Annotated in this window: 1 protein-coding gene; it reads left to right on the forward strand. The window is 58.1% G+C overall.

The window, feature by feature from the left end; genetic code table 11:
* Positions 1-47: 47 nt before the first annotated feature.
* On the forward strand, positions 48-3,233 hold the full coding sequence (locus ELY13_RS14755) for an EAL domain-containing protein (protein ID WP_277600675.1): 3,186 nt from the start codon (positions 48-50) through the stop codon (positions 3,231-3,233).
* Positions 3,234-3,321 lie beyond the last annotated feature (88 nt).

Raw genomic sequence — 3,321 nt, forward strand, 5'->3', positions numbered from 1 at the left:
AGCGGCTTCGAAAGGAGCTGCAGCTCCATAAAAGCACCCTGGCCCATATGCCGCATGGCGTCTGCATGTTCGATCAGGACGGGCGCATCGCAGTGGTCAACGAACGCTATGCCGAAATTCTGAGACTACCGCCTGAGGCTGTCCGCCCCGGAGTGACGGGACGAGAGCTGATCGAGCTCGGAATTGAAGCCGGAAACTACGGTGACAAGACAGTCTCGGAGGTTGAAGCCGAGCTTTGGGTCGGTCTTACGGCCGCGACCCGGGTGTTGTTCTCACGTGATGAAGAGACTCACGTGGTGAACCATAGGGTGACCGCTGACGGGTACTGGGTTGCGACCTTTGAAGACATCAGTGCACAAATCGCAGCCGAAAAAGCGCTTCAGGAAAGCGAGGAGCACTACCGTCACACGGTTGAGCTCAGTCCGCACCTCCCATGGACCGCCGACCGCTACGGAAAAACGGTCACTATTTCCCCGCGCATGGTCAAGTTGACCGGCAATTCGCTCGAGGAGTTGCAGGCAGATTCATGGGCCACCCTCATTCATCCAGACGATTTGGAGCTTCTACAGAAGTGCTGGCGCGCCGCGCTCGACACTGGGGAGCTTGAGGAAATCTGTGCCCGATTCCGTATGCGTGATGGTTCCTATCGATGGTTCCGAACGCGAGCCACAGCAAGGCGGGACGAGACGGGAGAGATCCTCCGCTGGTACGGTACTAGCGAGGACATCAACGATCAGGTGGAAGCCGAGGCACGTCTGCGAGAGAGCGAAGCTAGGCTCCGCAGAATCATCGATGCCATTCCTGATAGCGTGACGACATTCGATGAGACGGGCCAGCTCGTTCACATCAATCCGCGTGGGCTTGAGTTATTTCAAGGTGTAGATCTCGCAAGCCTCACAGTACCCGAATACGAAGCCATTTCCGAGGAGTACCTGGAAACCTGGTTCGACACGCATGCTCGCGTTGTCGCAGGAGAGTCGGTCGTCTCTGAATACGATATTATCGGACTGAAGGGGCGCCGCCGGCGAACCGAGGCTCATTCCGTTCCGTTCCGGATGCCGGACGAATCAGATGCGCATCTTTGCATCTCCAGAGATATTACCGGAAGAAGAGAAGCCGAGGATGCGCTACGGCGCAGCGAGGAGCGTCTTCGTCTTGTCCATGAGGCGACCGGTCTTGCTGACTTTGAGACTGGTTCGGATGCCGTCTCTATCTGCTCAAAACGTTTCTTTCAGCAGGTGGGCCTTTCGGCGGATCGGACAACCATCGATTTCGATGAATGGGTCGAGATAGTCCATCCTGACGACCGGGAGCGCATACGCTCGGCGGTGGCGCAGGCATTAGAAACAGAAGATGTGTTTGAATCTGAGTTCCGGATCGTCCGCGCCGACACCGGCGAGACAAGGTGGATCTCCAGCCGCACGAAGGTGGAACGCAATGAAGGCGGGCAGGTACTCAGGACCATCGGTGCGCACCTTGACATCACGGATCGTAAGAAGGCTGAGGAGGCGCTACGCGAAAGCGAGGAGCGCTTCCGTCTTGCTGCACAAGCCGCTGGTCTCGGGGTGTGGGACTATGACGAGGCGATGGGCAGGCGGGAATGGTCGGACCGGCTGAGGGAGATCTTCGGCTTCCACGCCGGTGTGGAGCCATACCTCCCGACCGCGGTCGAGTGTATTCACCCCGAACACCGCACCATGTTCATGAACCACCTCACGACTACGCGCGATAGCGAGGCAGGCAGGTTCCAAGCGTCCTTCCGCATCCGCCGCGCGAATGACAAGGCAGCTCGCTGGATCGCGGTAAATGGGTGGAAAACCCTCAGAGCTGGCCCCGAACTTGGCCGCATTATCATGACCGTCCGGGACGTGACCGATGAGAAAACCGTCGAGGAAAGGTTTCGCTGGACGGCGACGCACGACAGCCTCACTGGTGTCGCCAACCGCACACTGTTCCAGGAAAGATTGGAGCAGGCGATCCAGAACGCATCCGAGACCAGTGTGTCGGTTGGGCTGCTGATGCTGGACATGGACCACTTCAAACGCATCAACGACTCGCTCGGTCACGATGTCGGCGACTGGCTGCTCAAGGCCTTCGCCCAGCGTTTGCAATCCGTTGTCCGCCAAGGCGACACTGTCGCCCGCTTCGGCGGAGACGAGTTTGCTATCCTCGTGCCTGAACTCAGTAGCGAGGAGAGCCTTGCCGCTCTTTCAGCATCCATTCTGAACCGGCTGCAGGAACCGTTCGTTCACGGCGGACGCATTCTCGATTGTCGTGTCAGCATCGGTGCCAGCATGTACCCAAGGCACGGGAACACTCACAATGACCTACTGAAGAACGCAGACCTCGCCCTTTACGCAGCAAAATCGGCGGGTCGAGCAAGCTGGGCGATCTTCGAACCTCGACTGCGAACCGCGATGCAACGGCGCAACTCGATGCTCCAACTCGCGCGCGATGCCATCCGGGAAGATCGAGTGGCCCCCTACTACCAGCCTAAGCTTCACCTTCGCAGCCGTTCGGTCGAAGGATTCGAAGCGCTTCTACGCTGGCGTGGCGCCGGGGAGGGCATCAATGGTCCTTCGGCCATCGAAGCTGCGTTCGATGATCCCGATGTTGCTGCCGCAATTAGCGACAGGATGATCGAGCGGACCATCGCGGACATGCGTTGCTGGCTCGATCAGGGCGTCCAGTTTGGACATGTTGCGGTAAACGCAGCCGCAGCAGAGTTTCGAAAGGACAACTTTGCGGAACATCTCCTCGAGCAGCTAAGCAGGGCCGATATTCCAACGCGTTATTTCCAGCTCGAGGTTACGGAAACAGTATTCCTTGGGTGCGGTGCCGAGTACATCCACCGCGCTCTTTGGGTTCTGTCCGATGAGGGCGTCCAGATCGCACTCGACGATTTCGGAACCGGCTATGCCTCGCTGCGCCATCTGAAGCAATTTCCTGTCGACATCATCAAGATCGACCAAAGCTTCGTGCGCGAGATGGAGCACGACGCCGACGATGAGGCAATCGTCCGGGCGATCGTAAACCTTGGACGAAGCCTCGGATTGAAAGTCATCGCCGAAGGCATCGAGACAAATTCTCAAGCCGACCACCTGATCAAGTTCGGCTGCGAGTTCGGCCAAGGGTTTCTATTTTCGAAGGCAGTCCCGGCAAGTGAGGTTCCGGGCGTGACTCGGCGCCATGGGATACACGAGGATGGCAGTGTGGGTTTGATGAAGTATTAATCGCTGCGACTGAGTGGAACCGAGAGCTCACTCAGCTATTTCGGCTCGTTATCTGAGATACCCGGCTCTGGTGGTGAACGATGTCAGA

This window comes from Altericroceibacterium xinjiangense (assembly GCF_003958635.1).
Taxonomy (GTDB): domain Bacteria; phylum Pseudomonadota; class Alphaproteobacteria; order Sphingomonadales; family Sphingomonadaceae; genus Altericroceibacterium_A; species Altericroceibacterium_A xinjiangense.

What these genes read in the sequence shown, in the direction of transcription:
- ELY13_RS14755 (WP_277600675.1), top strand. Translation starts at nt 48, where the DNA reads ATGCCGCATGGCGTCTGCATGTTCGATCAGGACGGGCGCATCGCAGTG.